At 56.7% G+C, this 23,752-nt stretch carries 20 protein-coding genes; 18 read left to right on the top strand and 2 right to left on the bottom strand.

The annotated features are described in order from the left end of the window. Position 1: 1 nt before the first annotated feature. Together B058_RS0100220 and B058_RS0100215 are read right to left on the bottom strand one after the other, a co-directional pair. Complete coding sequence (locus B058_RS0100220; RefSeq protein WP_245539224.1) at positions 2-1,582, bottom strand: two-component system sensor histidine kinase NtrB; 1,581 nt, start codon at positions 1,580-1,582, stop codon at positions 2-4. Beyond that, entirely contained in the window at positions 1,579-1,803 is a 225-nt protein-coding gene (locus B058_RS0100215; RefSeq protein ID WP_018506441.1) for a PP0621 family protein, read from the bottom strand. The genes B058_RS0100220 and B058_RS0100215 overlap by 4 nt, the downstream gene beginning before the upstream one ends. 536 nt (positions 1,804-2,339) lie before the next feature. Between B058_RS0100215 and B058_RS0100210 the strand changes: the two genes are divergently transcribed. The 18 genes from B058_RS0100210 to B058_RS0100125 all read left to right on the top strand — a co-directional run bounded on the left by B058_RS0100210 (position 2,340) and on the right by B058_RS0100125 (position 23,752). Then, complete coding sequence (locus B058_RS0100210) at positions 2,340-3,062, top strand: PEP-CTERM sorting domain-containing protein (protein ID WP_018506440.1); 723 nt, start codon at positions 2,340-2,342, stop codon at positions 3,060-3,062. A 343-nt stretch (positions 3,063-3,405) separates the two neighbouring features. Then, positions 3,406-4,218, top strand: a complete 813-nt coding sequence (pepA, locus tag B058_RS0100205) for a flocculation-associated PEP-CTERM protein PepA (protein ID WP_040723319.1) — start codon at positions 3,406-3,408, stop codon at positions 4,216-4,218. A gap of 242 nt (positions 4,219-4,460) precedes the next feature. After that, positions 4,461-5,843, top strand: a complete 1,383-nt coding sequence (locus B058_RS0100200; protein WP_018506438.1) for an undecaprenyl-phosphate glucose phosphotransferase — start codon at positions 4,461-4,463, stop codon at positions 5,841-5,843. A gap of 716 nt (positions 5,844-6,559) precedes the next feature. Then, on the top strand, positions 6,560-7,261 hold the full coding sequence (locus B058_RS18075; RefSeq protein WP_026240502.1) for a PEP-CTERM sorting domain-containing protein: 702 nt from the start codon (positions 6,560-6,562) through the stop codon (positions 7,259-7,261). Between the two features lie 237 nt (positions 7,262-7,498). Then, entirely contained in the window at positions 7,499-9,442 is a 1,944-nt protein-coding gene (locus B058_RS0100190; RefSeq protein WP_018506436.1) for an outer membrane protein transport protein, read from the top strand. A 248-nt stretch (positions 9,443-9,690) separates the two neighbouring features. Continuing rightward, complete coding sequence (locus B058_RS0100185; RefSeq protein ID WP_018506435.1) at positions 9,691-10,653, top strand: EpsD family peptidyl-prolyl cis-trans isomerase; 963 nt, start codon at positions 9,691-9,693, stop codon at positions 10,651-10,653. A gap of 102 nt (positions 10,654-10,755) precedes the next feature. After that, positions 10,756-11,415 carry a CAAX prenyl protease-related protein gene (locus tag B058_RS0100180; RefSeq protein WP_018506434.1) on the top strand — a complete coding sequence of 220 codons (660 nt, stop codon included), beginning with the start codon at positions 10,756-10,758 and terminating at the stop codon, positions 11,413-11,415. Further along, entirely contained in the window at positions 11,331-12,677 is a 1,347-nt protein-coding gene (gene epsL, locus B058_RS0100175; RefSeq protein ID WP_245539223.1) for an XrtB/PEP-CTERM-associated polysaccharide biosynthesis outer membrane protein EpsL, read from the top strand. Before B058_RS0100180 ends, epsL begins: the two co-directional genes overlap by 85 nt. A gap of 219 nt (positions 12,678-12,896) precedes the next feature. Continuing rightward, positions 12,897-13,691, top strand: coding sequence for a polysaccharide export protein EpsE (gene epsE, locus B058_RS0100170; protein ID WP_026240500.1), 795 nt, complete (start codon positions 12,897-12,899; stop codon positions 13,689-13,691). 10 nt (positions 13,692-13,701) lie between these two features. Then, positions 13,702-15,090, top strand: a complete 1,389-nt coding sequence (gene epsF / locus B058_RS0100165) for a chain length determinant protein EpsF (protein WP_018506431.1) — start codon at positions 13,702-13,704, stop codon at positions 15,088-15,090. 37 nt (positions 15,091-15,127) lie between these two features. Continuing rightward, the gene (gene epsG, locus B058_RS0100160; RefSeq protein WP_018506430.1) at positions 15,128-16,018 is read left to right on the top strand and encodes a chain length determinant protein tyrosine kinase EpsG; all 891 of its coding nucleotides are present in this window, start codon (positions 15,128-15,130) and stop codon (positions 16,016-16,018) included. A gap of 4 nt (positions 16,019-16,022) precedes the next feature. Then, entirely contained in the window at positions 16,023-16,925 is a 903-nt protein-coding gene (gene xrtB, locus B058_RS0100155) for an exosortase B (RefSeq protein WP_018506429.1), read from the top strand. A 15-nt stretch (positions 16,926-16,940) separates the two neighbouring features. Beyond that, a complete protein-coding gene (gene epsI, locus B058_RS0100150; RefSeq protein WP_018506428.1) occupies positions 16,941-17,636 on the top strand; it encodes an exosortase-associated protein EpsI, B-type in 696 nt (231 codons plus the stop codon). A gap of 49 nt (positions 17,637-17,685) precedes the next feature. Further along, complete coding sequence (gmd, locus tag B058_RS0100145) at positions 17,686-18,771, top strand: GDP-mannose 4,6-dehydratase (RefSeq protein ID WP_018506427.1); 1,086 nt, start codon at positions 17,686-17,688, stop codon at positions 18,769-18,771. 4 nt (positions 18,772-18,775) lie between these two features. Then, positions 18,776-19,753, top strand: coding sequence for a GDP-L-fucose synthase family protein (locus tag B058_RS0100140; protein WP_018506426.1), 978 nt, complete (start codon positions 18,776-18,778; stop codon positions 19,751-19,753). 59 nt (positions 19,754-19,812) lie between these two features. Beyond that, the gene (locus B058_RS0100135) at positions 19,813-21,069 is read left to right on the top strand and encodes an MATE family efflux transporter (RefSeq protein WP_018506425.1); all 1,257 of its coding nucleotides are present in this window, start codon (positions 19,813-19,815) and stop codon (positions 21,067-21,069) included. Continuing rightward, the gene (locus tag B058_RS0100130; RefSeq protein WP_018506424.1) at positions 21,057-22,421 is read left to right on the top strand and encodes an O-antigen ligase family protein; all 1,365 of its coding nucleotides are present in this window, start codon (positions 21,057-21,059) and stop codon (positions 22,419-22,421) included. Before B058_RS0100135 ends, B058_RS0100130 begins: the two co-directional genes overlap by 13 nt. Next, positions 22,418-23,752: a BNR-4 repeat-containing protein gene (locus tag B058_RS0100125; protein WP_081616691.1), complete on the top strand. Its 1,335-nt coding sequence runs from the start codon at positions 22,418-22,420 to the stop codon at positions 23,750-23,752. The genes B058_RS0100130 and B058_RS0100125 overlap by 4 nt, the downstream gene beginning before the upstream one ends.

The raw sequence follows: 23,752 nt of genomic DNA, 5'->3' as shown, positions 1-23,752 counted from the left end.
ATCATCCGCCTCCGCGCAGGGCGAGGCGGAAACGCGCGCCGCCATTGCCGGGAACGTAGCTCAGCGCCGCATGGTTGGCTTCGGCCAGTTCGCGCGCCAGGAACAGGCCCAATCCGGTACCCTGCGCATCCGTGGTGAAGAAGGGCTCGAAAAGCTTGTCCTGGTGTTCCGAAGCCACGCCGGGTCCATCGTCACCGATCTCGATCTGCATGTTACTCCCCTGCATCTGAGCGCCGATGCGGATGCTGCCCGCCTGCTTGCGGCTGAAACGCCAGGCGTTGCGCATGAGATTCCACACGATCTGGCGTAGATGGTCAGGGTCGAACTGGAAATGCAGGCTGTCGGGCATGTCGACTATGACGGCGTCTGCCGGGATTTCTTCAGTCTGACGCAATTCGTCGACCAATAGGCCGAGCGCTGCGGCATCGAAACTGACCGGATGAAGCCGATCGCGCCGATTGAGCGTCAGCACTTCTTCCACCAGACGATCGAGCCGGCGTGCATTGTTCTCGATGATCCCGGTCAATCGAGCCTGAGTGATATCGTGCGTTTCCTCCCCCAACAGTTGCGCAGCATGGCTGATGGCGGACAGCGGGTTGCGGATTTCGTGTGCGATGTTGGCAGTGAGTCGTCCCAGCGCAGCCAGCTTGAGCCGCTGGGCCGCCTGTTCAGCCTGGCTTTGATCTTCCAGTACCAGCACGCGGCTGTCGTCCGGTGTTTCCAGCGGGATGCAGCGCACCCGCAACTGCGCGGCCGCGGTATTCAGGGTGAAGGTTGTTCCGGGCTGCATCTGCTGCGACATACGCGCCAGCTCGGGTGAACAGTCTTCCAGGCGGGTGACGCCCGGGACCGCCGCTGCCGGGATACCGAGCAGTGCCAATGCGCGTGGGCTGGCGTGTCGTATGATGCCGTCGCCGCGTATTGCCAATAGCCCGTCGGGCGAGTTTTCGATGGCCAGGGCATTGATGCGGTTCAGCAGTGCCAGTTCGCCCGCCTGCTGCTGCGCCAGTCTTTCCGAACGGAGTGCGCGCAGGGTCAGTGCATGCGCCAGCAAGCCGATGGCGAAATATCCTGCGCATAGCAAACCGACCTGGAAAAAACTGTCCATCCCCTGGCTGCCGCCCAGAATGCTGAAGCCGTGCTGCAGCAGAACGGCGATCGATGCCATGGCGGCATAGAGCAGGGTCAGGCGTCCGCTTCCGACCAGCCCGCCGGAAGCGATGGAAATCGCCAGTAGCAGGCCCAATCCGCTTGCCAGTTGCTCGCTGGTCGACATCATCAGCATGAACAGCACGATATCGGCTGTGATGTGGGCGGTGAGCTGGATCTGGAATCCTGGCCAGCGCGCGCGGATACCCAGCACGAACAATGCCGCGATCATCAGATAGGCAAAGGCGTAACTCTGAAAACGCCCGTTTGCGCTCTGGCGGAACAGATCCGACGTGCTGAACAACAGGCCGCTGAACACCAGCGCCGCAGCCAGCGTCAGGCGATACAAGTTGAAGTAATCGAGACTGCGCCAATGGGAAGCGAAATAGCCCGGCGTGGTCGGGCGCGGCATCGACGTTGCCGCTGCGTTCATTTCTTGCCGAGTTGCCGGTGTTCGGGTGTACAGAAGAAATTGCCGCCGGAATAAATGGCCTCGCTGCGCGGCAGGTTCACGCCACAATGCGCGCATTTCACCATGTCTTCGACGGTTTTTTCGCGCGTGGATGAGGACGGCTGGCCGAGCGAGCGCTGGTAGGCACGGAACAAGGCCAGCACGACAAAGCCAATCGCAATCAGCAACAGAATCTTGAACACACCCTCTCCCCCAAAATGGCGTTCAGCATAGCACGGAGGCGCCCCGGCCCGTTCCTGGAAAAGGCCCCCCTGGGCGGCTGGCGGCGTTGTCGGACAGGTGGGAATGCGTTTGATTGAGTAAAGCGGTTCGGCATAACTGTCTACTCCAAAGGGCATACCGCAAAAGTAGCAGATAGATAAGTCATCCCTATAGGCAAGCTACGTTGTCGGGCTTTTTTACAATGGAGCTTGTGCCATTGCAGGCGTGCCTGCCGCATCCATGAAAAGCGGCACGCAAACAAGGGCGTGCGGTAAGTGGAAGATCGATGGGCATGCATATTGCTTTAGTCGTTTCGACTAAGCGGATGTTTTTTTGCAGTTTTTTACCTCCCCACCCGGTGTCAGCCCGTTCGGTGGTTGGAGAAGGAAAAGCGGTACGAGCACCCTTAAAGAAACATACACAAAACGTACATAAAAAAAGCGCATTGTTTCGGCTCAGGCTGACGGGCGATAGGGAGATACACCGCAATGTTGAAAATCGAATTGGAGGAGGCATCATGAAATTCTTTAAACGCACCGCAGCCGCACTGGCATTGTCGGCTGCCATGCTGAGCGGGCCTGTGCAGGCCGTTCCGGTCACCGTGATGGGCGCCACGGTCAGCTTCACCTTTGACAGCGCGCTCAGCGGGCTGTTCGGCGTTCCCACGGCGACGGGGGATGCGCTGTTTTTCACACCCACCACCTACAAGGCCCAGTCTTTCAACGGCACCGGGTTTGCCTCGGCCAGCCAGACCTTCAACATCACGGTCAATGCCAATCCTGGCTATCGGGTATCGGCGGTCAACCTGACCGAAGATGGCGACTACTACAACATCGGCGCAGGCTCCAGCGTGGCCGTCGGCGGCAAGCTCTATGTGCGCGATCTGGAGTCGCCCCTGGCACCCGCCGCCAGCAGCAAAATCAAGTCGTCGCTCCCGCTGACCGACATAACCAACCTGGCGGATTTCGAGACCACCGACTGGACCTCGCACGCAAACGTCGCGATTCCGGCCGGATGGGGTGGAACGGACGGCATCGTCAGCGGCGTCAACGTCACCCTCGAAAACATCCTTCTGGCCAACAGCCTGTCAGTCGGTGGCGCAGCCTTCATCGAGAAAAAATTTGCCGGTGTGGCCATCGTGACGACGCCCGTGCCGGAACCGCAGGCGTATGCCTTGTTCATCGCTGGCTTGGCGCTGATTGGCTTCATGGGGTGGCGCAAGGGCCGCATCGCGATCTGAGCGTTGGACTCTTTTATGTAAACGGCCTCCCTCGCGAGGCCGTTTTTTCATGCGAAGGCCCACGGAATGCTGATCAAATCCCATCTAGCTATTCCATCTATATGAAATCGGTATGTCGTGACTGTCGGTTTTCTTTACACTTCAAACCAAATGAATTAATGGATGGTTGATTCCGGATAAAAAACATCGGGTAAACAGTATGGTATGAAGCTTTCATATGCATGGTACGTATTTTGCGTAAACGGCTGGGGGCACAATGAACAATAAATAGAATGTGCCCCCATTCCATTTCATGTACGCGATGAAATGGCCTAGCAGCGTGATGTTGGAGGAGGAGAGTGTCATGAGGCGCATGAGAGTTTTGGCGGTTGCACTATTGGCCGTATCCGGGATGGGAATGCAAACCACCCAGGCGGCATCCAATTGGGCGGGGACGGCCGATTACACGCAGGCCCCAGGCAGCAGTGGGGATGAGGACGTTGTCGGTCCGTTCGACACCTATGACGCGGGGTCCGGCGTCGTGCTCCTGAAATCAACCGGAACGACAGGGTCGGGGCCCAGCCTGGTTTCAAGCTTCAATGGGTTTTACCAATCCTTCATCACCAACCATGAACTGGCCGGAACGGTAGCGGCAGCGCCCAATCTCAATTCGACTTATGAATTGACCGCGGTGGCCAGCTTTACCGAGAGCGTGACGGCCGCCGGCGCGATCAGCGTCACGGGTGGCAGTTTCGCGATTTATCTGGATACCAACCCGAACCGCAGCTTCAATACGGATACCGGATTTACCGATGGCGACGCGATTCTGACCGGCAACATCATCGGGGGGACAGGGGTTGCCGACCCTGGCTTCTCGCTGGGGGTGACCAATATCACGATAGCCGTCACGAGCTTCAATGCCGCCGTGTACCAGCCCCCAACGATCGTATCGGGCGGTGGGGTCTTCACGCTCCAAATGAACAACCCCTATGACGCCAGCTTCCTGAACCCGATCACCAGCGTGATGGGCAACAGCGTGGCTTCGGGCGATCTAAAGTACGCGGCGGACGGGTACATTGCACTGGCAGTCCCCGAAGCCAAAACCTATGCCATGATGCTGGCCGGTCTTGCGCTCGTCGGCCTCATGGCCCGGCGCAACGCACGCCTGTCCGTTTGATTGCTGCGTTGCTTCTGACTCGCGGCTTCCGCAAGGAAGCCGTTTTCATTGAAGATTCTTTACGCGCGGGCAATATCGTGACATATGACGCGAATGGTCCGGGCAGTTTCAAGTTCCGGCAACATTGGCCCGTTACTTTTGTTGGATAATGCGCCTGCCCCGGCATTAACCGGCGGGCCGACTGATAATTACACGCTTGTCTGCCCTCAGGAAACACGCATCGACGCGAAGCATTTGGAGTAATGACAAACCATAACCAGTGGCTGTTCCGGCAGCAGCTTTCCGTCGTATCGCTGACCAAAATCCTGCTCGATCCCTTCGTGGCCGTGTTGGTGCTGATCGGCTGCGCACTCTATTTCGGCGAGGCCTTCAATGGGCCTTATCCCATCCTGGCGCTCATCGTCTTTACGCTGACCTTTCCCGGCAAATGGCCCGAAGTGACCTTGCGGGCCTTCTGGAACGAAGTGGTCATGCCGTGGTTTTTCCTGTCCGGCCTGATCCTGCTGTTCGGTTATTCCACCGGCTATCTCGACTGGTTTCCGCCCGACCTGGTGATGGCATGGATGCTCGTCACCCCCATCGCCATGTGGGGGGCGCACCGCGTCGTACGCAAGATCCTGCCGCGCCTGCTGCTGCTGGAAGGCGGCCGCCGCCGCGCACTCATCGTGGGGGCCGGGCACCTGGGAACCGAACTGCGCGGCCGTTTTGCCAATGACAGTGCGCTGGGGGTCGATGTGGTCGGCTTTTTCGACGACCGCACACTCGAGCGTACCGAACTGACCGACCCAGCCAAACTGCTCGGGCGGCTGGCCGACATCCCTGAATACGTCAACCGCAATGGCATCGACCTGGTCTACATCACCTTGCCGATGGCCTCGCAGCCCCGCACGCTGAACCTGCTCGACGCCCTGCGCGACACCACCACGTCGGTCTATTTCGTGCCGGACATCTTCGTGTCCGACCTGATCCAGGCGCGGGTCGATCATATCCACGGCATGCCCGTGGTGGCGCTCACCGAATCGCCCACGCTGGGCGTCAGCGGTATCGGCAAACGCATCAGCGACGTCGCCATCGCTAGCCTGATCCTGCTGGTGATCTGGCCCGTCCTGCTCATTCTGGCCGTCGGCGTCAAGTTGTCGTCCCCGGGCCCCATCATCTTCAAGCAGCGTCGCTACGGCCTCGACGGCCAGGAAATCCTCGTCTACAAATTCCGTTCCATGCGCGTCTGCGACGATGGCGACACCATCAAGCAGGCCGGCCGCAGCGACCCCCGCATCACCCGATTCGGATCCTTCATCCGCCGCACCTCGCTCGACGAACTGCCGCAGTTCATCAACGTCCTGCAGGGCCGCATGAGCGTCGTCGGCCCGCGCCCCCACGCCGTTGCGCACAACGAGCAGTATCGCAAGCTCATCAAGGGCTACATGCTCCGCCACAAGGTCAAGCCCGGCATCACCGGCTGGGCCCAGGTCAACGGCCTGCGCGGCGAAACCGAAACCCTCGACAAGATGCGCGCCCGCGTCCAGTACGACATCGACTACATGCGCAACTGGTCGCTAGTATTTGACCTCATGATCATCGGCAAGACACTCGCCGTCGTCTGGCGCGACCAGAACGCGTATTAGCCATTACAGGGTGGAACGCGCACCCGGACCATTAGCGGATCCGAACGTCCTTGCACCTGGCTGTGTCACGCTGATATTCGGGCTGGTCGGCCTGCGGTCTTTATAAAGTCAAATCACGAATCCCCGGATGGGGCGCTGCTTTCATGGAATGGCCGGCAGTATCCGGCTTGAAAGCGAAGTGGCGCATTGCCTTTGCCAAGAACAGAGAACGATATATCGAGTCTGTCTCCGTTCTGTGAAAGAGCGCTCGGACTGGCTTGCATATAGTGTTTGGTTGATATAGCGTACAAATTTCTTTTATTGCAATATCAGAAATACTAATAAATACGTATTTGTCGATAAATTTTACACATAATAATTGGCCGTTTATATTTCATTAACAATTTGATTTTAAAACAAAAGAGTTTATTTTTTCTAATTGATTTGGTCTGTTTGTGTCATATGAGATATTTTCTTTCGTTCTTTGTTAAGAAATTTGTCGGAATTTTTTACACATCTGGTTCGAACCTACCAGGAAGCCTACCAAAAACAACTAAATTCAAATCTTAAATGCTTGATTGTTAAGTCCATAAGTAAATCCGAGAAAAAGCTGGAATGGGCATTGCTAAGTGTGAGTCGCCGCTAAGGGCATTATTCGGTGAAGAGTATTACACCGTGTGGCAGGAGGATGTAGTTGTTTGATCGATCGATACTTTCTACATGAGGAGATTTATAAGATGAAATTCACAATGACGAAAATTGCAGCGGGTCTGATTCTGGCTGCGGCTGCAACAGGAGCTCAGGCTGTAGGCGTAACCTCTTTCACTATTCAAGAAATTGGTGGCGTGGCTGGCATGAGCATGGCTTCTGCTACAGCAGGTACTGGTGGCGGTCTTTTTTACTTCGGCGCTGAGGCGGGGAATGGTGTTAACGCTGCCGGCTCAAAGGCGTTTGTAAGTGCGGGCACGACAGATGGCGCGATTATTGCCAACGGTGTAGCGCAGGGTAACGGAGCTTTCGCAACCCCTTTCACCTATGGCGGTTCTGTCCCTTCAATTTTCAACTTTTATGCTAATACTGCGGGCGGCGGTGTGACCGCGAGTTGGACCGGGGGCGATGGTGCTGGATCCATTAGCGTTGATCTGTCTGGGTTTGGCGGTTTTTGGAATGCAACCGCCAAGCAATACCCACTGTTCCCGGACGCTGGCACGCTGGTGACTAATGTCCAGACGATTGGTGGGGTCCATTACTACACTATGGATTGGTCGCATGTCATTACCGCTGCAGAAGATGTTGACTTTCAAACTCAACGTGCTGACTGGCACTTGGAATGTGTGATGGCTACAGCGCCGGTTCCCGAGGCTTCCACATACGGCATGATGCTGGCTGGCTTGGGCTTGGTGGGCTTTGCTGTGCGTCGCCGCAAGCTGATGGCTTGATTGGCTTCTGCTTAAAGCGCTAATTTAATTAGGGCGGTATAAATACGGCGGGTTGATCCCGCCGTATTTCTTGTTGCTAATTGATGTATTCGTGGGTTTTATGAATCAAATTCAACTTTTCTGGTCTGGGTTATCGCTTCCACTCAATGTGTGCTGGTAATATCCAACCAGCTTTTTGGGGAGCGGAGAGGTCGCAACCCATTAGCGCTCAATTTCAATAAAATTCCTGGAGGAGACATGCGTTTCATACTCAAATTCGCAGCGCTGGCCGCTGCCTGCATGGCAGCGTACCCCGCGCACGCCACTAATGGCTATTTTCTGCCGGGTTTTGGTTTCCGATCCCAAGGGATGGGGGGGGTAGGGATTGCGTATGGCCGTGACTCTTTGTCTACCGCGGCCAACCCAGCGAATGCAGTAAATACAGGAATGCGTGGCGACTTAGGGTTTGGGGTATTCAATCCAGAGCGGCATGCTACCGTAGGTGTGCCAGCTGGTGGGGGCACCGCTTTCGGATTTAGCGGGAATACTGAAAGTGATGCGAAATATTTCATCTTGCCGGAAATGGGTTTCAGCATGCCGTTGGATGACAAATGGCATGTTGCGTTGGCAGTTGTGGGCAATGGCGGAATGAATACAACCTATCCTGAGAATTTCTTTTCGTTTTTTGGTGATCCGCCTAAAGATGCCAAAATTGGCGTGGACATGATGCAGTTGCTTGTTCCAATAACTGCGGCCTATAAAGTCAATGAGAATCATTCTATTGGCGCATCTCTGGTTCTCGCAGAAACGCGCTTCCGTGCCTATGGCTTGGAGGCATTCAGAAATTTTGATAAGGACTTAGGGTTTGCCATTTCGGCTGATCCAGATCATTTAACTGGACAAGGGTTCGATTACAGTTACGGGGCGGGCGTTAGGCTAGGTTGGCAGGGCGAGTTTCTTGATGATCGGCTTACGTTGGGGCTTACTTACGCCACTAAAACTTATATGACAAAGTTTGACAAGTACCGGGGCTTGTTTGCGGAGCAAGGGGGCTTTGATATCCCGGAAAATTACGGTATTGGGATCGCGGTTAAGCCTGTCAAAGGTCTGATTGTCGCCGCCGACGTACTTAGGATCAACTATGCGGATGTTCCTTCCATTGGTAACCCAGGGATGACGAATATTGCCGGCACCCTGGGCGTCCCGTCATTGGCTACTGGAACTAACCCTAATCAATATGAGTTAGGCAACGACCAAGGTATGGGTTTTGGCTGGACAAATCAGACTGTTTATAAATTCGGCGTACAGTACGGAGTCAATAATAGACTGCAGGTTCGCAGTGGTTACAATTATGGGAAAAGCCCGATTCCCAATAATCAGTTGACGTTTAATCTTTTAGCTCCGGCTACAGTTGAGAAGCATTATTCACTTGGTTTTACTTACAAAGCCAACGAAAATCTTGAGGTGACTGGCACTTATATGTATGCCGCATCCCATAGTCAAAGTGGCTGTAAAAACAATATTGTTAATTGCGTTGAATTCGACATGCATCAAAATGTCTTCGCCATGAGTCTAGGATGGGTGCTTGATCCGGGTCCGGGCGAACTTGATGAATATGGCGATAGTGACTGGGGGGGTATCAACTTCGATGGCTGGTACGCCGGCTTGGGCGTCGGACAATCCCATTATCGCGACTTGGCTTCAAGTATCGATTCGGCCGTGGCCTCGGTGGGCGCCACGTCTACGACTTCGGCCAGCCCCCTTAGCGAAGGCTGGAAAGTCTACGGGGGTTACCAGTTCAATAAATATCTGGCTTTGGAAGGTGGCTATACCAACCTGAACGACGCCCATGCCAATACCACTATCACCACACCTTCTGCGGGAACGATCCGTACGAATGTGGCAACCGATGCCTGGTCGCTGGCTGCCGTAGGGACTTATCCGATTACTGACAAGTTTTCTTTGATGGGCAAGGTGGGCGCAGCGTATGTGCTCACTGAGATCACAGCCAAGGCTACTGGGTCGGGATCGGGCACGACAGCGAGCGTGGCTGTCGGAGACGATAGCTATCGTCCGGTTTACGGTGTAGGGGTCAATTATGCGTTGCTGGATAATTTGAATCTGCGCGCAGAGTATGAACGCTTCGATTTAAAAGATATCAATATTGATCTCATCACGGCAGGCGTCGCTATGAAGTTCTAAGTCGTTCTTAATCTGATGCAGGTTGCGCCGGGGATGCGTCCCCGGCTTTTTTGTCAGATTTGTCTGAAAATGCGAAGTGATCATTAAGTCTGACGTGAACCTGCATAAAATCGCATGCACTATGCATTCAAATTTTTTGGCGTTTTTAAATGCCTCGAGTGTTACTGGCCTTATGCCATCCGGCAACGTGTTGCTGTAACATTCGTACCACATAATTTCCAATAATCCGGACTAAGAGGAAGACCAACATGCATGGTTTGAAGAAGCTGTATCTCCCGTTGCTGATCGTTGCCCTGATAGCAGGTTGCGGCGACAAGAAAGATGGGACGGCGGAGGAGAGCAAGCCCACCCAGGTGGCAGCCAAGGTCAATGGCACCGAACTGACGGTGTCACAGGTGAACTACGCGCTGCAGCGCATTCCCAATCTCGATAAGGACCAGTCCAAGGCGGCTTCGCTGCAGGTGATCCGTAATCTGGTCGATCAGGAAGTGCTGGCGCAGAAGGCGCAATCGGAAAAGCTGGATCGTGACCCTGTCGTGGTGCAGGCGCTGGATGCGGCGCGCCGCCAGATCATGGCTGAAGTCTATATGACCCGTAAGCTGGGTACGCCGGCGGAGCCGACCGATGCCGAGGTGTCGGATTACTTCAACAAGCATCCTGAGCTGTTCACCAAACGCAAGATCTACCGCCTGCAGGAACTCTCGATCAAGGCGCCCAAAGAGAAGCAGGAGACGATTCGCAAGCAGCTGACCGATTCCAAAACGCTGGGTGATTTCGTTGCATGGCTGAAAGACGAAAAATATCCGGTGCAGGCATCACAAGGTGTGAAGCCTGCCGAGCAACTGCCGCAAGCGATCCTGCCTAAGCTGGCTGAAATGCCCGATGGCCAGGCGATGATTGTGAATACGCCGGAAGGCCTGCTGGTGATTGTGTTGGCGGATTCGCAGGTTCAACCAGTGACGCAGGAGCAGGCCAAGCCCGCCATCGCGCGCCTGCTGCAAAATGAGGCGCGCCAGAAGGCGGCCAAGGCCGAACTCGACAAGGTGAAGGCAGAAGCCAAGATCGAATACGTGGGTGAGTTTGCCGATGCCGGCAAGGAAGCCCCGGCAGCGCCTGCCACTCCGGCAGCGCCTGCCGAATCGGCTACAACCCCGGCTGCACCTGCTGCTGACGCCGATGCGATCAGCAAGGGCGTGTCCGGCCTGAAGTAGCAACAGTTACAAGATTCAAGTTGCAAGATGCAAGACAGAGTGTGGTGAAGCCACTCGCTCCTTTCTTGTGACTTGCAACTTGTAACTTGAACCTGCCTCCCTATGGCTCCCATTTTCGTACGCAGCCTGCCATTCGGGCTGTATATCGCTTTGCTCGTATTGGAAAGCCTGCTGCCCGACTGGGCGCCGGGCTTCGACGTGCGCTGGCTCTATCCGGTGAAAGCCGGGCTGGTTGCTTTTGCGCTGGCGGTGCTGTGGCACCATTACACCGAACTCCGGTCGTATGGCCTCCCGTTCAGACATCTGCTGTTGGCGCTAGCAGTCGGCCTCGGCGTACTGGTGCTATGGGTCAATCTCGACGCCGCCTGGATGCTGATGGGCGAAGCAGGCAAGGGCTACAACCCCACGGATGAAACCGGCCGCATCGACTGGCTGCTGGTGGCATTCCGCATCGCGGGCGCAGCCTTGGTGGTGCCGATCATGGAAGAGCTGTTCTGGCGCTCGTTCCTGCAGCGCTGGGTGCAGCAGACCGATTTTCTGATCCTTGACCCGGCGCAGATCGGTTTCAAGCCGCTGCTTGTCGCCAGTGCGCTGTTTGCCGTCGAACACCTGCAATGGCTGGCCGGGCTGGTTGCCGGGCTGGCGTATGGCTGGCTGTATATCCGCACCCGCAACCTGTGGGCGCCGATCATTGCGCACAGCGTCACCAACGGTGCGCTGGGCGCGTATGTTGTGACCACGAATCATTGGAGTTTCTGGTGAGATCTGCGCGGCCATGGAAGGGGCTGGTACTGGGTGTATTCCTTGCCCTGCCGGCATACGCGCAGGAAGGCGATACCTTTCGTCCGTTCGTATCCTATGGGACTTTTTTCGACAGCAACCTTTTCCGGCTTGCCGACAACGAAAGCCCCGGCACTCCGCGCAGCGAACGATACAGCGTTCTGAGCGCCGGGCTGAATGTGGACTGGAAGCCCGGCCGCCAGGAAATCGTCGCCAGCGCAACCAAGACCCGGGTGCGGTACAACCGCAACACGATCTACGACTCCGACGGCAATGATTATCAGGCCACCTGGAACTGGCGTTTGGGCAACCAGCTGAGCGGCAATGCGGGAGCGACCCAATCGCTCAGTCAGAGCAATTTTGACAGTGTGGGCCTGGTCAATAACCAGGTGACACGCAAACGTCGTTTCGGTCGTGCCGAATGGGAGTTTCACCCGCGTTGGCGTATAGGTGGGGGCGTCGAAACGGCGGACTACGCCAACAGCGCACCCTCATTGGTCTCGCAGGATGTCCAGCAACGGACGCAGGATGCCGTCTTGACCTATCGCACGCCCAAGGGCAGCAGCTTGCGTGCGCAGGTGCGTAGGATTGATGCCGAATACCCGAATCCGCAAATCCTGGCTTCGGTGTGTTCGTTTCTGTTTTTCTGTCCGCCGTTTCCCATGAACCCTACGGATGTGGCGGACAATAGTTACAAACAAACCGAATACAACCTGCTTGGCGACTGGAGTGCGTCCGGCAAATTGAAGCTGCGCGGTCAGCTTGGCTGGGTGGATCGCCAATACAAGAATGTCCTGCGTGGCGATTTCAGCGGTCCCGCGCCACAACTCAAGGATCGCCCGGATTTCAACGGCCTCGCAGGGCGAATCTCCGCAGACTGGTATGCCACCGGTAAAACCTTGCTGAGCGTATCGGCCTATCAGGAACTGGGGGGCGCGCAGGACATCAATGCCAGTTCGGTGCTGAAAAAAGGCGCGAGCATAAACGGCGTGTGGCTGATACGCGAAAAATGGCGCCTGAATGCTGGCGCGACTTTCGAGAATCGCGATTTCAAGGGCGACCCCGGCACAACACAACTGCAACGCAACGACGATACCATCAGCGAATCGCTCTCGATCAGCTATATGCCGATTGAAGCTGTTTCGGTGGATGTCGGCGTCAGCGCGGGACGGCGGGATTCCAACATCTCTGTCGAGGATTACCAGTTTCACATGCTGTTTGCCAACGTGAGGGCTGATTTCTAGGGGGCGATTGTCGAACGGTTGCGGGTATGGGTTTTGCATGGCAGACAGGCTGGACCGGGTGAGCAATTCTGACTATGGACACGGTTAGAATGACCGCTTGCCGTTGACCGGCAAGCAAAACTGGTTTGTACGGCAATCAGCCACAGGGTGGATGCCGCAAAGATAACAATCAATGAGGAGCGCGGTTGGCCAATAGGCTGCCGTCAATTGGAGAGAGCAATGATCAGGTTGTGGCGTAGTGTATGGATGTTGTGCGCGTTGCTGTTGGCGGCGCCTGTATGGAGTGCGGATAACGATTACCGGATGGGCACGGGCGATGTCCTGCACATCACCGTGTATGGGCAGCCCGATCTCACCACCGATGCGCGCGTGAGCGAGACCGGCACCATCACCTTTCCGCTGATCGGCGACGTCAAGATGGCGGACATCACCCCGGCCCAGGGCGAGGCCGACATTGCACAGCGCCTGAGCAAGGGCGGCTTCATCATCAAGCCCTTCGTTACTCTCAACGTGGTGCAATACCGCAGCCAGCACATCTCAGTATTGGGGCGGGTCAACCGTCCCGGCCAATACACGCTGGAGAAAATCAGCCGGGTGACCGATGCGTTGGCCTTGGCCGGCGGCATCATCATTGACGGCGCCGACACTGTCACCCTGGTACGCACGCGCGACGGCAAGACCAGCTACCACGATATCGATGTCGTTGCGTTGTTCAAACCGGGTGGCGAAGCCAGCAACGAACTGATCCAGGATGGCGACGTCATCAACGTGGCACGCCAGCCGATGTTCTACATCTACGGCGAAGTGCAGCGCCCCGGCGCCTTCCGTCTGGAGCAGAACATGAGCGTAGTACAGGCCCTGTCCTTGGGCGGCGGGCTCACCCAGCGCGGCACCCAGCGCGGCATCAAGATCCTGCGCCGCGACAACAAAGGCGCGATGCAGGAACTGGATGCCCAGCTGGCCGACCCGGTCAAGAAAGACGACGTGATCTACGTCAAGGAAAGCCTGTTCTAAGGAAGCCGCAATGAACTTTACCCAATTCCTGCTGATCCTGAATGCACGCAAGGGGATCATCCTTGGCGTTCTTTTGTTGACCGTTGCTGTTACGGCCGTAGTGAGCCTGCTATTACCCAAGCAATACACGGCAACTACCACGCTGATCATCGATTCCAAGAGCAAGGATCCTTTCACGGGTCAGTTGATGCCGTCCCAGATGTTTCCCGGTTACATGGCTACCCAAGTTGACGTTATCCAGAGTTCGAATGTCGCGCAGAAGGTTGTGAGCGAACTGAAACTGGCAAGTAGCCCTGGCACCCACGAGCAGTTCATGGAGGCGACCGAAGGCAAGGGAAACATCAATCAGTGGTTGGGCGATTTGCTGTTGAAGAAATTGAGCGTGGAACCCTCGCGTGAATCCAGCATCATTTCCATCGCATTCACCGGCTCCGATCCACGATTCTCGGCAGTCATCGCCAACGCTTTTGCCAAGGCCTACATCGAAACCAGCCTTGATCTGCGTGTGGAGCCGGCCAAGCAAACCGCCGCCTGGTTCGATCAGCAGATTATCGAATTGCGCAAGAACCTTGATGACGCTCAACAAAAACTCACCGCATATCAACGTGAAAAAGGCATCGTCGAATCCGACGAACGGCTGGACGTGGAAACCCGCCGTATGGCTGAACTGGCCAGCCAGATGGTGGCTGCGCAATCGGCGGCATTCGATGCCGGCTCGCGTACCCGCGACAGCGGCAGCATGCCGGAAGTGATCAACAATCCGGTCGTGCAAGGCCTCAAGGCGCAAGTGTCGCAAGGGGAAGGCAAGCTGGCCGACCTGGCCAAGCGCGTGGGGGTAAACCACCCGGACTATCAGCGCACCCTGGCCGAGGTGAACAGCTACAAGGCCAGGCTCGCCAACGAACTCAACACGGCAACGCGCGGCGTAGGCGCATATGCAGGGGCAACGCGCCAGCGTTATAACGAACTGGGTTCGGCTTTTGCCAAGCAGAAAGCCAACGTGCTGGCGCTCAAGCAGCAGCGTGAAGAAGCGACTCTGTTGGCCCGCGACTTGGACAATGCCCAGCGCATCTACGATGCTGCGCTGCAACGGTATGGCCAGAGCCGTATGGAGGCTCAGTCCACGCAGACCGACATCGCCGTGCTGAATTCGGCCACACCGCCTCTCGAAGCGTCCAAGCCGCGTGTGATCCTGAACATCCTGCTGTCGTTATTCCTCGGCACGTTGCTGGGTGTGGGGGTGGGCTTCCTGGTTGAGTTGCTGGATCGTCGTGTGCGTTCGGGCCAGGACATCGCCATGGGATTGGACATTCCAGTACTGGCCGAAGTGACGAAAAGAGGTCGCCGCCTGGAAGCGCTACGCCGAATCTTCCGACGCAATCGTCCCGCCATGGCCTGACCGCCGTCACCCTCACACCGCATAAGCCGAGGTCTATATGAATTCACTCACCAGCGCCAGCGAACAGGGCAGCATCGTCGAAGCGGCCGCAACCAGCATCCGAGCCGAAGCCAACATCGGCAAACTGCTGCAGGATGCCGGCAGGCTCAAGCCGCAGGACATGGAACGTGTACTCAAGCTGCAACAGGAACAGAACCTGCGCTTTGGCGAGGCCGCGCAAAAACTCGGCCTGGTGACCGAGGCCGACATCCAGCAGGCGTTGTCGCAGCAGTTCGAGTATCCCTATATCCCCGCCGCCGAGGCCAGCCTGAGTCCCGAACTCACCGCCGCCACCGCCCCCTACAGCAAGGAAGCCGAGGCCTTGCGCTCGGTCCGTTCCGAGTTGTTGCTGCGCTGGTTCAACGAGGGACGCAAAACCCTGGCGGTCGGCAGTACGCGTGCCGACGAAGGCGCCAGCTATCTGGCGGCCAACCTTGCCGTCCTGTTTGCGCAGATGGGGCGCAAGGTGTTGCTGATCGATACCAACATGCGGCAGCCGCACCAGCAGGAGATTTTTCATCTGGGCAACGGTATGGGCCTGTCCGACCTTCTGGCCGAGCGCGTGCCTTCGCTGCAGGTGCACTCGGTCAAACCCTTCCATACGCTGGCCGTGCTGCCCGCCGGCTCGCCGCCGCCCAATCCGGCCGAATTGCTGGCGCGCCCGAGCTTCGGCGCGCTCCTGTCCGGCCTGGAAACCAGTTACGACATCATCCTGCTGGACACCGCGTCGTCGCAGCTCAGTTCGGACTTCCAGCTGGTTGCCGCACGCGCCGGTGGCATGCTGATCGCCACTCGCCGTAACGTCAGCCGCCTGGCACCGCTGGCCGAGCTGAAGGAAAAAATCCTCTTCACCGGTGCGCAAGTCGTAGGCGCTGTCGTTCTGGATTGATGCGATGAATACGCTTGCCTCGCGTGCGTCCGTGCTCGGCGCGCTTGCTCCCATCAAAACCTGGTGGCCCGTCGTGCTCGGCCTGTTGGTGCTGTACGTGCCCACCTACTGGATGCTGGCGCATGGGCTGTGGAACTCGGAAGAGCAGGCGCATGGCCCCATCGTGCTGGTGGTTGCCCTGTTCCTGATCTGGCAGCGTCGCGCGGTATTCTCGGCTGACGCAGGCGTTTTGCCCACCCGTGCCGAGGTCGCGACCGGCTGGACATTGCTTGTCATCGGTTTGCTTGCCTATGCACTGGGGCGGTCGCAGGACATCCTGCTGTTCGAGGTCGGTTCGCAGATCCCGGTCATCCTGGGTGCGCTGCTCATCACGCTGGGCACCCGTGCTGCGCGCGCCTTGTGGTTCGCCTTGTTCTTCCTGATCTTTATGATCCCGTTGCCTGGGTTCATCGTCGATGCCGCCACCGGTCCACTCAAGCAATACATTTCGGTGATTGCCGAACATGTGCTGTATGCGGCCGGCTATCCGATAGCGCGCAGCGGCGTCATGCTTACCGTGGGGCCTTACCAGCTGCTGGTGGCCGATGCCTGTTCCGGCGGCCTGCATTCCATGTTCAGCCTGTCGGCCATGGGGCTGCTGTATCTGTATCTGATGCAGCGCACCAGCATCACACGCAACCTCATCATCATGGCCGCCATTCTGCCGATTGCCTTTGCCGCCAACGTGGTGCGCGTGATGGTACTGGTATTAGTGACCTATCATCTTGGCGATGAGGCCGGACAGGGTTTTCTGCATGGCTTTGCGGGCATCATGCTGTTCGTGATCGGCTTGCTGTTTTTGTTCGTACTGGATTGGCTATTGGGTTTCATCTTCCCCGACCGTCCACGCGCCTATGCGCAGAGCTGATACAAGGAGACCAGAATGAAACTCATCAGCTTCAGGCATCTCGTCATCGGTCTCTGCATGTTTGCAGCAGCGGGCATGGCGCTCGCGCTTAAACCGACCGTCAGGATAGTGGATGGCGAACCAAAACTTGATCTTGAAACCCTGATTCCCAAAGCCTTCGGCGACTGGAAAATCGATGAAACCATCGTGCCCCTGATCTCCAATCCCGAGCAGCAAGCGCTGATCAAGGAGATATACAACCAGACGCTGACGCGCACGTACGTCAATTCAAATGGCGAACACATCATGCTGTCCATTGCCTATGGTGGCGATCAGTCCGACAACATGGATGTGCACAAGCCGGAAGTCTGCTATCCCGCCCAGGGATTTCAGATTCTCAAGAACCCGACTATCGGTTCATTTGCCACCGGCGAAGGAAGCATCCCCGTCAAGCGTCTGGTCGCCACCCAAGGGCGACGAATCGAACCGATCACCTATTGGACGACTGTGGGCGATACCGTTGCCGTGAATGGATTGAAATGGAAACTCCAGCAATTGAAATATGGCCTCACAGGGAAAATTCCCGACGGGCTGTTATTCAGGATTTCCAGCATTCAGGCAGACGATACCAAGGCTTATCATATTCAGGACGCATTCACGCGCGACCTGCTTAAGGCGATGTCGCCCGACGGCCGGCAGCGCATTATTGGCCATCCGGCCGCAGCCAGTTGATTCGCGTTCCCGTTTAACCCGTTTTGCCCATTTCATACAACCCGACACCATGACCAAAAAAGCCCTCATCACCGGCGTCACCGGCCAGGACGGCGCCTACCTCGCTGAATTCCTGCTGGGCAAGGGCTACGAAGTTCACGGCATCAAGCGCCGCACCTCGCTGTTCAACACCGACCGCATCGACCATTTGTATCAGGACCCGCACGAGCAGGGTCGCCGCTTCATCCTGCACCACGGCGACCTCACTGACAGCTCCAGCCTCATCCGCATCATCCAGCAGGTCCAACCTGACGAGATCTACAACCTCGCCGCGCAGTCGCATGTGGCCGTCAGCTTCGAAGAACCCGAATACACCGCCAACTCCGACGCCCTCGGCGCCCTGCGTATTTTGGAGGCCATCCGCATCCTCGGCCTGGAAAAGAAAACCCGCTTCTACCAGGCCAGCACCTCCGAACTCTTCGGTCTCGTCCAGGAAATCCCGCAGAAGGAAACCACGCCTTTCTATCCGCGCAGCCCCTACGCCTGCGCCAAGCTTTACGCCTACTGGATCACCGTCAACTACCGTGAAGCCTACGGCATGTATGCCTGTAACGGCATCCTGTTCAACCACGAGAGCCCCATCCGTGGCGAAACCTTCGTCACCCGCAAGATCACCCGCGCCCTCGCGCGGATCAAGCTCGGGCTTCAGGAATGTTTGTTCCTCGGCAACATGGACGCCAAGCGCGACTGGGGCCACGCCAAGGACTACGTCGAAATGCAGTGGCTCATGCTGCAGCAGGACCACGCCGAAGACTTCGTCATCGCCACCGGCGTGCAGTACTCGGTACGGGACTTCGTCAACGCGGCAGCCAAAGAGCTCGGCATGGACATCCGCTGGGAAGGGCAGGGCGTCGACGAAAAGGGCTATGACGCCCACGGCAAATGCGTCGTTGCCGTCGACCCGCGCTACTTCCGTCCCACCGAAGTCGAAACCCTGCTGGGCGACCCCAGCAAGGCCAAGAACAAGCTCGGCTGGACGCCGAAGATCAGCTTCGACGAACTGGTGGCCGAGATGGTACGCGAGGATCTGAAGGCAGCCGAGCGCGACGAGCTGGTGAAGAAGCATGGCTACAAGGCCATGGATTACCACGAATAGGCCCATGGAGAAGAACGCCAAGATTTACGTGGCAGGGCATCGCGGCCTGGTCGGTTCAGCCTTGATGCGCAACCTGCGTGACAAGGGCCATACGAACCTCCTGACCCGGACGCACGCCGAACTCGACCTCACCAACCAGGCTGAAGTCGAAGCCTTCTTCGAGTCGGAGAAGCCCGAATACGTGTTCCTGGCTGCAGCCAAGGTCGGTGGCATCCACGCCAACAACACCTATCCCGCCGAATTCATCCGCGACAACCTCGCCATCCAGACCAACGTCATCCACGCTGCTTACAAGAACAACGTCAAGCGCCTGCTGTTCCTCGGTTCCAGTTGCATCTATCCCAAGTTGGCCCCGCAGCCGATGAAGGAAGAGCACCTGCTGACCAGCGAACTGGAATCGACCAATCGCCCTTATGCCCTGGCCAAGATCGCCGGCATCGAGATGTGCTGGGCGTACAACCGCCAGTACAAGACGCAGTATCTGGCCGTCATGCCGACCAACCTGTATGGCCCCGGCGACAACTACCACCCGGAGAATTCCCACGTCATTCCCGCACTGATCCGCCGCTTTCACGAAGCCAAGCTTGCCAATGCACCGAGTGTGACCGTGTGGGGAAGCGGGACGCCCAGGCGCGAATTCCTCTACAGCGAAGACATGGCCGATGCCTGCGTCTACCTGATGAACCTGCCGGATGAGCAGTTTGTTCCCTTGCTGGGGCAGGACCGCAACGACGGCCTGGCGCCATTGATGAACATTGGCGTGGGCCACGATCTCACCATTCGCGAACTGGCTGAAACGGTGAAGAACGTGGTGGGGTATCAGGGAGCAATCGAATTCGACAGCACAAAGCCAGACGGAACGCCGCGCAAGCTGATGGATGTTGGGCGACTGAATGCGATGGGCTGGAAGGCCAGCACCCTCATGAAAAGCGGTTTGGCGGTTGCGTATCAGGATTTCATCGCATCGAATGCATATTCATGAACCTGATGACTTGTCCGCGCAAGACGGCCATCCCCTTTCGCCTGCATTACGTATAGGTTATGTCCCTGTTCAAGCGACTCAATCCCCTCGCCGCTGTTGCCGACCAGGCATGGCTGAGTCTGCTCAATTTCTCGATATCGCTGGCCTTCATCTGGGGCTCCACAAAAACTGAGTATGGCTATTACATCCTGCTGATTGCGCCCCTGGTGCTGGTCCAGAGCATCCAGAATGCCATCGTCAACTCCCCGCTGGCTACTTTCCTACCTGCTGCGGCTGGAACTGATAAGAAAAATATTCAGACGACGGCAGCCTCGTTGCACATCTATCTGGCCTTGACGTGTAGCGTGCTGGGACTTCTGGGTTTGTTGGCCTATGGGTTTCTGACGCACTTTCACCTGAGCGGGTTGCTCATGGTGGGCTTCACGCTAGCCATCATTGGGACTATCGCACGTGAATCACAGCGTTCTTTTGCTTATGTACAAGGGCAGGGAATCCGCGCTTTTGCGGGCGATCTTGTCTATGGCGTGGTTCTTCTGACAGGCATCGGTTTGGCGATGGCAGGTTCCAGTTTGTCCGCAGGCATTGTATTGCTGCTGACCGGCATTGCCGGACTTGTGCCCTTACTCGCCAAGCTCACACAGTTCGAGGGCCTGCAGACCCATGTCGCCCCCCTCAGACAGTTTTGGTCGTGCGGCCGCTGGGCGCTGCCTTCAGTTATCGTTACTTGGGTCAATCTCAGTTCGTATCCCTACTTTGCAGGAAAGTCGCTGGGCCTTGCAATGGTGGCAGACATTGGCGCAGCAAGACTTTTCCTTATGCCGATAGGACTGCTGATGACAGCCTGGGCCAATTGGTACCGACCCAGGATCAGCCGTTGGTTTGCAGCTGGCGACATCGCTGCGATCAGACGCATCACTTATAAGAGTCTACTTGCCGGGTTCGTCCTCATGGCGACGCTGGCCGTTTTCCTGTTTGTCACCTACCCACTGCTTGAGCATTTTTTGGGGGCGCAGTATCAGGGCTTGAGGCCATTGGTGCTCATGTGGCTGCTTTTCTTTGCGATCGGCTTTTCCAGAAATATCTATATGGCCACGCTCATGGTCGATGCAAACGGCTACAAGCTTCTTCACCATATCACTTGGCTGGCACTGGCTTTGTCGCTGCCAGGTTTCATCCTGCTTTCGCACTATGGCGCGCTTTGGGTTGTAGGTGTCCTATGTGCCGTCGAATTGCTTCAAGTACTGATGGTTATCACCAAAGCCAGACAATACTGGGCAAGGCCACAGGCTGAGGGCATATCGCCATGCTGCAATTAATCTATGCCTATGTTGCGGGATTGGGGCCCTATGTTGCCGTCGCACTGGCGCTTGGTATCGGGATTCCGTTTCTGCTGTTGGTTACCCAGCCAGCTCGCTGGCTGGTGGTGTTTGCCGTGTTGTTCCTTGACCTGGTTCCATTTGGCGGCGGGGATCTCGCAGGCGCGTCTGAAGGGAGCTTGTTCAGGCAGATTGGTTGGGGCTCGGCTTTTATGGTTGCGCTTTTGTTTGCCTTGCGTAGCCGAGGCAAATTTACCGTACCGTGGAGTTGGGTGCCGGTGCCTTACCTGTTGTTGCTGGCTTATGCGCTGGTGTCAGTCATGTGGTCGGCAGAGCCGCTTGTCTCTGCCAAGCGTGCAGTTCAGCTTTTGGGCGTGCTCTTTGTTGCGCTTGCACTAGTACGGCATCGCCGAGAGGGTAATGCTTTTGGCTTGTTTGCCTGGCCGGGCCTGTTTTTCCTGTTGCTGGGGGTACTTGCCATTGCTTCACACAACCTATCTTTCGATCCGGATGGCAATTACAAAGGCTTCACCTTTACGAAGAACGTGTGGGGCCAGTTCGCTCTGCTCATGGCGATGGTCTATATGTTTCTGGCACTTAGCAAAAACAAGCCACGACTGAATTGGTGGCTGTTTGCGTTTGCATCCATCTCGTTGTTTGCTACTCGTAGCGCCACAACAATCAGCATCTACGTTGCATCGGTTTCCATCGTGCTGCTCTGGTATGCTTCAAAACGCTATGGCAACAAGCTTCAGATAGTCGCACTAGCCACTTCGATCGTGGGTGTGACCACTATGTTCGGCTATTTCCTTTTGCAAGGGAACCTGCCTCTTGAGGCTTTGTTGGAAGTCAGTCTGGGCTCGGTGGGCAAGGACGTCACCCTCACTGGTCGAACCGAGTTGTGGCACATGATGGGCTACGAAATTGCCCGTCATCCCTGGCTGGGGGCGGGCTATGGCGGATTTTGGATGGGCCTTGAAGGCCCCTCTTTTACCATCGTCCGGATGTTCAGTTGGCGTCCGGGGCAGGCCCACAATGGATATATCGATATCGTGAACGAAATGGGCTACGTGGGCCTGGCACTCCTGTTGATAGTGCTGGGAGCACATCTGCGCAATATCTACCGGATGAATCAGCGCGGCGAAGGACTTATGGCGGTATTTCATCTGGCCATTCTTGTAGCAGCCTTGTTGCTGAACGCGTCCGAGACCAACTTCATGAGAACGACGCATTTGTGGTGGATCATCCTGACCACCTCAATCATTGGCGCGCATGTGCACCTGTGGCAGAGGGAAGTTGTCACGAAGCAATCCACTGTGACCGTCGATCCGAAAGCCGCAATACGTCCATGAAATTCAGCCGAGCCGTGATCCTGCTGGTGTGCATGTGTATGGTGTTTAGTTCAGCTGCACGTGGCGGAGACGTTGAACTCGTCATGCAACCTGTTGCCATCTCTTCGCAGGGTGATTTGAGCGTGTTTGCCACGCCCATCGACGTGCAAAATGGTCGGATTGCTGTTGCCTTTGTGACCGATGCCGATGTCAAAACCACCCCAGGTTATCTCAACACCGTGGTGAGAGAGGGCAAGAAAATTGATAACGTCTGGCAATGGAAAAGCACAACGCTGGATACCAACACGCTGCTCGACCCCTATCACACTCAGCCTTCGCTGGCTTTCGATCGCAATGGCTACATCCATGTAGCCTACAACATGCATAATTTGCCTTGGCAATACGCCATCTCCGAGCAGCCTTACAGTGTCGGCGGGTTTGTGTTTCATGGACAGACTGTGAGCAAACGCGAACTCGACGCCTTGCGTCTGGAAAACAAGACCCATTATCCCGACATGGGCCGGGCGCTGATCCCCGGTAACCAGATTACTTATCCTGCTTTTTTCAAAGACCGGGCGGGCGATTTGTTCGTCAGCTATCGTTATGCCATACGCCCGGCTCGGAATTGGGATGCGCGTTCCAGAGCCGAAGGCATTGCCCGGTACGATACCGTAACCCGAACTTGGGCATCTGTAGGCGGGTTGGTAGGCTTGAAAAGTGGCGATGTCATGCCTTATGGGCCGGGGGCCTCGGTCGCCACCGCCTTCGCCTATGACGAGGATTATGTGCCTTATCTCGTTACCCTGGCGTTTGACGGCGACAATGCCATGCACGCCATTTGGACCTGGTGGGACAAACACAGCGGGCAAACTGGAGCGGTGAATGTATTGCCCAGCTACCGCAAGGTTGCCGATACGTCGCGACCGATTCCAGTTGCCAGTGCATCCACCAATCACATCCCAGGCTGGTCTCCCGGTACGCGGTTCGACACTGCCAAATCCATCGCCATTGCGGCCAATGGCGATGTGCTCGCTATCCTGGAACCGCAGGGCCAAAACCGCAAACTCATCCGCAGAGATCATGTGACGGGTCGTTGGAGCGTACCGGCCGACACTCCCAACAGCGCTTCAAAGATCCTGGTGGATCACGATGGTAACGAATGGCTGTTTGCTTCCGGTTTGAATATATTCAAACGTATACCGGGCGGCGATTGGTCGCGGCCTTTTCGCATCGGTCAGGGGCTATGCGATCCCAGGCCGGTATATTCGGAAGCAGAGAACAGCTTCTACATCCTCGCCAAAACCTGCCCCGATCGGAGCCAGGCTGTGGTGTATCGATTCCAGCTGGATTGA

It is taken from the genome of Thiobacillus thioparus DSM 505 (genome assembly GCF_000373385.1).
Lineage (GTDB): Bacteria > Pseudomonadota > Gammaproteobacteria > Burkholderiales > Thiobacillaceae > Thiobacillus > Thiobacillus thioparus.
This window is presented reverse-complemented; position numbering and strand designations above follow the sequence as displayed.

What these genes read in the sequence shown, in the direction of transcription:
- B058_RS0100200 (WP_018506438.1), top strand. Translation starts at nt 4,461, where the DNA reads ATGACAAACCATAACCAGTGGCTGTTCCGGCAGCAGCTTTCCGTCGTA.
- B058_RS0100130 (WP_018506424.1), top strand. Translation starts at nt 21,057, where the DNA reads ATGCTGCAATTAATCTATGCCTATGTTGCGGGATTGGGGCCCTATGTT.
- epsF (WP_018506431.1), top strand. Translation starts at nt 13,702, where the DNA reads ATGAACTTTACCCAATTCCTGCTGATCCTGAATGCACGCAAGGGGATC.
- epsG (WP_018506430.1), top strand. Translation starts at nt 15,128, where the DNA reads ATGAATTCACTCACCAGCGCCAGCGAACAGGGCAGCATCGTCGAAGCG.
- epsI (WP_018506428.1), top strand. Translation starts at nt 16,941, where the DNA reads ATGAAACTCATCAGCTTCAGGCATCTCGTCATCGGTCTCTGCATGTTT.
- B058_RS18075 (WP_026240502.1), top strand. Translation starts at nt 6,560, where the DNA reads ATGAAATTCACAATGACGAAAATTGCAGCGGGTCTGATTCTGGCTGCG.
- B058_RS0100140 (WP_018506426.1), top strand. Translation starts at nt 18,776, where the DNA reads ATGGAGAAGAACGCCAAGATTTACGTGGCAGGGCATCGCGGCCTGGTC.
- B058_RS0100190 (WP_018506436.1), top strand. Translation starts at nt 7,499, where the DNA reads ATGCGTTTCATACTCAAATTCGCAGCGCTGGCCGCTGCCTGCATGGCA.
- B058_RS0100220 (WP_245539224.1), bottom strand. Translation starts at nt 1,582, where the DNA reads ATGAACGCAGCGGCAACGTCGATGCCGCGCCCGACCACGCCGGGCTAT.
- gmd (WP_018506427.1), top strand. Translation starts at nt 17,686, where the DNA reads ATGACCAAAAAAGCCCTCATCACCGGCGTCACCGGCCAGGACGGCGCC.
- epsE (WP_026240500.1), top strand. Translation starts at nt 12,897, where the DNA reads ATGATCAGGTTGTGGCGTAGTGTATGGATGTTGTGCGCGTTGCTGTTG.
- pepA (WP_040723319.1), top strand. Translation starts at nt 3,406, where the DNA reads ATGAGGCGCATGAGAGTTTTGGCGGTTGCACTATTGGCCGTATCCGGG.
- B058_RS0100210 (WP_018506440.1), top strand. Translation starts at nt 2,340, where the DNA reads ATGAAATTCTTTAAACGCACCGCAGCCGCACTGGCATTGTCGGCTGCC.
- B058_RS0100185 (WP_018506435.1), top strand. Translation starts at nt 9,691, where the DNA reads ATGCATGGTTTGAAGAAGCTGTATCTCCCGTTGCTGATCGTTGCCCTG.
- B058_RS0100125 (WP_081616691.1), top strand. Translation starts at nt 22,418, where the DNA reads ATGAAATTCAGCCGAGCCGTGATCCTGCTGGTGTGCATGTGTATGGTG.
- xrtB (WP_018506429.1), top strand. Translation starts at nt 16,023, where the DNA reads ATGAATACGCTTGCCTCGCGTGCGTCCGTGCTCGGCGCGCTTGCTCCC.
- B058_RS0100135 (WP_018506425.1), top strand. Translation starts at nt 19,813, where the DNA reads ATGTCCCTGTTCAAGCGACTCAATCCCCTCGCCGCTGTTGCCGACCAG.
- B058_RS0100180 (WP_018506434.1), top strand. Translation starts at nt 10,756, where the DNA reads ATGGCTCCCATTTTCGTACGCAGCCTGCCATTCGGGCTGTATATCGCT.